Source organism: Hansschlegelia beijingensis, from assembly GCF_045505405.1.
GTDB lineage: Bacteria > Pseudomonadota > Alphaproteobacteria > Rhizobiales > Methylopilaceae > Methylopila > Methylopila beijingensis_A.
This window is the reverse complement of sequence record NZ_JBJKEX010000332.1, coordinates 1-3,379: the sequence shown is the minus strand read 5'-3', so window position 1 is coordinate 3,379 and position 3,379 is coordinate 1. Positions and strand designations below refer to the sequence as shown.

Below are 3,379 nucleotides of genomic sequence, written 5' to 3'. Positions count from 1 at the left end.
AGTTCCTCGCCCCCTTCGCGGGCTGCGCGATGGGCGAGTACTTCCGCGACAACGGCATGCACGCCGGCGCCGCTCGCGACACGCGCCACCACCCGGCCGAAATACTTGTCGCCCTGGACGTCCGTCAGCGTCAGCGGACGCCCCTCCACGAGTTTGCGCAAGGCGCGGGTCGCGGCCTCCGCCGCCGCCTTCTCGGCCGCGCAGCGACCGCGGCGCTCGGGCGCGTCGATCCCGGCGAGCCGCACGCGCGTGACGATCTCCTGGCCCGGGAACACCGTCACCCGCGCCTCGAAGGTGTCGCCGTCCAGCACGGAGAGCGCGGTCGCGCGCAACCCCGGCGGCTGCGATCGAACCTCTGGCGGCGAAGGGACCTCGCGGCCCTCGCCCTTCACCTGAGCCGCCACGGCGATCGCCGCGCCGAGGCAGACGCCCGCGCCCAGATCGGCGAAACGCTGCGCGGACCAGCGACGGCGAGGCGGAAAGAAGAACATGATCCTATAAAATCTGCGCTTGGCCGACAAGTAAAGGATTATCTTCCGTCATATCCAAATCCTTTCGTGCGGCCGCGCAAATTGGCGCGCCGGCTAAACCGGGCGTTCATGGCCGGCATGCTCTAAGCGGCGCTCGGTATTTGAGGGGCCTGCGTGACTGCGGGCGGGCGCTCGAGGCGTAGCATGACGGGTATCGGGTCGGCCGGGCTCAGCCTCTGCGCGGCGCTCGCGCTTCTGGCGGCTGGCGCGGGGACGGGGCACGCCCGCGAGGTCGTCCGGCTGGAGAACAACCAGTACCGCGCCGGCACCATCCTGATCCGCAACGCCGAGCGGAAGCTCTATTTCATCCTCGACGGCGGCGCCGCCTATCGCTACCCGATCGCGGTCGGCAAACGCGGCAAGCAATGGCTCGGCTCGGCCTACATCAAGGGCAAATATGTCGCCCCGGCATGGTCGCCCCCCGCCGACGTGAAGCGCGACAAGCCCTTTCTTCCGGACGTGATCCCCGGCGGCTCGCCCCGGAACCCGATGGGGCCGCGCGCGCTGGTGCTCGACCGGGACCAGTACGCGATCCACGGCACCAACCGGCCAAGCTCGATCGGGACGTTCGCGTCCTACGGCTGCATCCGCATGCGCAACGCCGACATCGTGGATCTGTATGAGCGGGTCAGCGTCGGCGACAAGGTCGTGGTCCTGCCGTGAGATCAGCGGCAGACGTCGAGCGGGCCCATGTCGAGGTGAAGATGGTCCCGGTGCGCGGCGTTCCAGTCGGGCGACAGCACCCCGGCCATGACGCCGCAGGCCCCGCTCCGCACGTCCCGCAGGAACGCTGCCTTGGGAGTGTCGCGGCTCCAGTCCGACGCAACCGACACCAGGCTTCCGTCTGAGAGTTCGAACGCCGCGACGTCGAGCGCATTTCCGGTCGCGTGCTGCGATCGCCGTCCCGGCCGCCCCGCGATGTCACGGCACGAATAGGCGCCGAGATGCCGCAAGCCGACCACGCGCGCGCCGAGCCTCGCCTGCGCGGCCGGCTGGAGGACGTGGCGTTCCCAGGACACGACGGCGGCCGCGAGCGGACAGCTCATGACCGGCAGTTTGGAAAGAGCGCCTCCGGAGAGCGTCACGCCGTCGCTGTAGCCGCAGCTGTTGGCGAGCCGGCGCTCCGGCGCGCGGCGGACCGCGACCTGCGAACGGCGCAGCACGCCGACGCACCCCTCCGGGTCGCCCTTCAGGGCGCGCAGTCGCCACTGCGTCAGGAACCCCGGCGGCTCGCGCAGATCGAGCGGCGCGTAGTGGTCCAGGTCCGACAGCACGATCCCCGCGGCGACGGCGGCGATCACCACGACGCCGGCGAGCAGCCGGCTCAGCAGGCGGCCCAGGATCGGCCGCGCAGACCGGCCTGCGGGCGGATCAGGCTCAGAAATCGCTCGTCAGCCCCTTCCGCTCCCAGTCCCCGTAGCGGACAGGGTCCGGCCCGGCCGGGCCGGCGATCTCGGCTTTGCGAGCGAGTTCGGCCTCGGCCTGCTCATAGGAGCGCCGACGCTCCGCGGCCTCGGCGAGCGCCCGGGCGGCGGCTTCGCTGACGGGCTTTCGTGGCTCCTCGACCATGGGCGTCATTCCCGATAATCAGCGCCCGTCCCCGCGCGGTAGCGAAGCGGGCTCCCCGCCCACATATATGCGCAGAAACCGCACGTCACGCTGCCAGGAGGCAAAGGCTCAGATGAACTACTTCCGCACGGCCATTCTGCTCGCCGGATTGACCGCGTTGTTCATGGGGGTGGGCTTCCTGATCGGCGGGAGGGGCGGCATGGTGCTGGCGCTTGGCGTCGCGCTCGCCATGAACGCCTACACCTACTGGAACGGCGACAAGCTCGTCTTGTCGATGCACGGCGCCCAGGAGGTGGACGAGCGGACCGCGCCGGAGTTCTACGCCCTGGTGCGCGAGCTCGCGCAACGCGCCAATCTGCCCATGCCGCGCGTCTACATAATGCACGAGGACCAGCCGAACGCCTTCGCGACCGGCCGCAACCCTCAGAACGCGGCTGTGGCGGCCACCACGGGACTGCTCAATTCGCTGACCCGCGAGGAGGTCGCGGGCGTGATGGCGCATGAGCTCGCCCACGTGAAGAACCACGACACGCTGATCATGACGATCACGGCCACGATCGCGGGCGCGATCTCGATGATCGCGAATTTCGGGTTCTTCTTCTCGGGCAACCGGGATAACAACGCGCCCTTCGGCGTGTTCGGCACGATCGCGATGATGATCCTCGCGCCCATCGCGGCCATGGTGGTCCAGATGGCGATCAGCCGCTCGCGTGAATACGCGGCGGACCGCGGCGGCGCCGAAATCTGCGGCCGCCCGGAATGGCTCGCGTCGGCGCTCCGCAAGATCGCCGGAGGGGCCGCGCGGATTCCCAACCCGGCCGCGGAACACAATCCCGCCACGGCGCATATGTTCATTATCAATCCCCTCTCAGGCGAGCGCATGGACAATCTGTTCTCCACCCATCCGGCCACCGAGAACCGCATCGCGGCGCCGGAGCGGAGGGCCAATGGTCCGTGGGGCTCGACGGGAACGCGCGGCGGTCCGTGGGGTTGAACCGTCCGCCTCAGGGCAGGTCCTTCGGCGGCCGGCGCTTCCAGAACGGGCCCGGCCGTGCGCAGCCTGAAGTCCCGGGCCTTGCGACGCGCCGCGTCGCGGCCCGGCTCGTTGACGGCGTGCTGTCCCGGACCCGTTCGCTCGACGCCTCGCTCGAGATCGAGCACGGCCGAATCCTGAAGTGCAAGGGCTGGGAGCACGACCCCAACGCCTACATCTACTTCATCACCCAGGCCGCGGTGTGGGAGCCGATCTGCGACATCATCGGCGAGCCGAGCTGGAAGAC

The 3,379-nt window shown here is 69.7% G+C and carries 5 protein-coding genes and 1 pseudogene; 3 read left to right on the top strand and 3 right to left on the bottom strand.

The features are described 5' to 3' along the window. Positions 1-128 precede the first annotated feature (128 nt). Positions 129-491: pseudogene (locus ACIKT0_RS15475) on the bottom strand (thermonuclease family protein); the annotation flags it as partial. 183 nt (positions 492-674) lie between these two features. Here ACIKT0_RS15475 and ACIKT0_RS15470 point away from each other — a divergent pair. Next, positions 675-1,193, top strand: a complete 519-nt coding sequence (locus ACIKT0_RS15470; RefSeq protein WP_407106218.1) for a L,D-transpeptidase — start codon at positions 675-677, stop codon at positions 1,191-1,193. A 2-nt stretch (positions 1,194-1,195) separates the two neighbouring features. Here ACIKT0_RS15470 and ACIKT0_RS15465 read toward each other — a convergent pair whose 3' ends face one another. Then, the gene (locus ACIKT0_RS15465; RefSeq protein ID WP_407106217.1) at positions 1,196-1,831 is read right to left on the bottom strand and encodes an extensin-like domain-containing protein; all 636 of its coding nucleotides are present in this window, start codon (positions 1,829-1,831) and stop codon (positions 1,196-1,198) included. A 76-nt stretch (positions 1,832-1,907) separates the two neighbouring features. Next, a complete protein-coding gene (locus tag ACIKT0_RS15460; RefSeq protein ID WP_183395724.1) occupies positions 1,908-2,099 on the bottom strand; it encodes a DUF1674 domain-containing protein in 192 nt (63 codons plus the stop codon). Positions 2,100-2,211: 112 nt separating this feature from the next. On the opposite strand from ACIKT0_RS15460, the gene htpX reads away from it, so the two are divergent. Both htpX and ACIKT0_RS15450 read left to right on the top strand, forming a co-directional pair. Next, positions 2,212-3,093, top strand: a complete 882-nt coding sequence (gene htpX / locus ACIKT0_RS15455) for a zinc metalloprotease HtpX (protein ID WP_407106216.1) — start codon at positions 2,212-2,214, stop codon at positions 3,091-3,093. Continuing rightward, positions 3,090-3,379, top strand: a 290-nt coding sequence (locus ACIKT0_RS15450) for a hypothetical protein (RefSeq protein WP_407106219.1), incomplete at its 3' end; no start/stop codon positions are given. The genes htpX and ACIKT0_RS15450, both read left to right, overlap by 4 nt.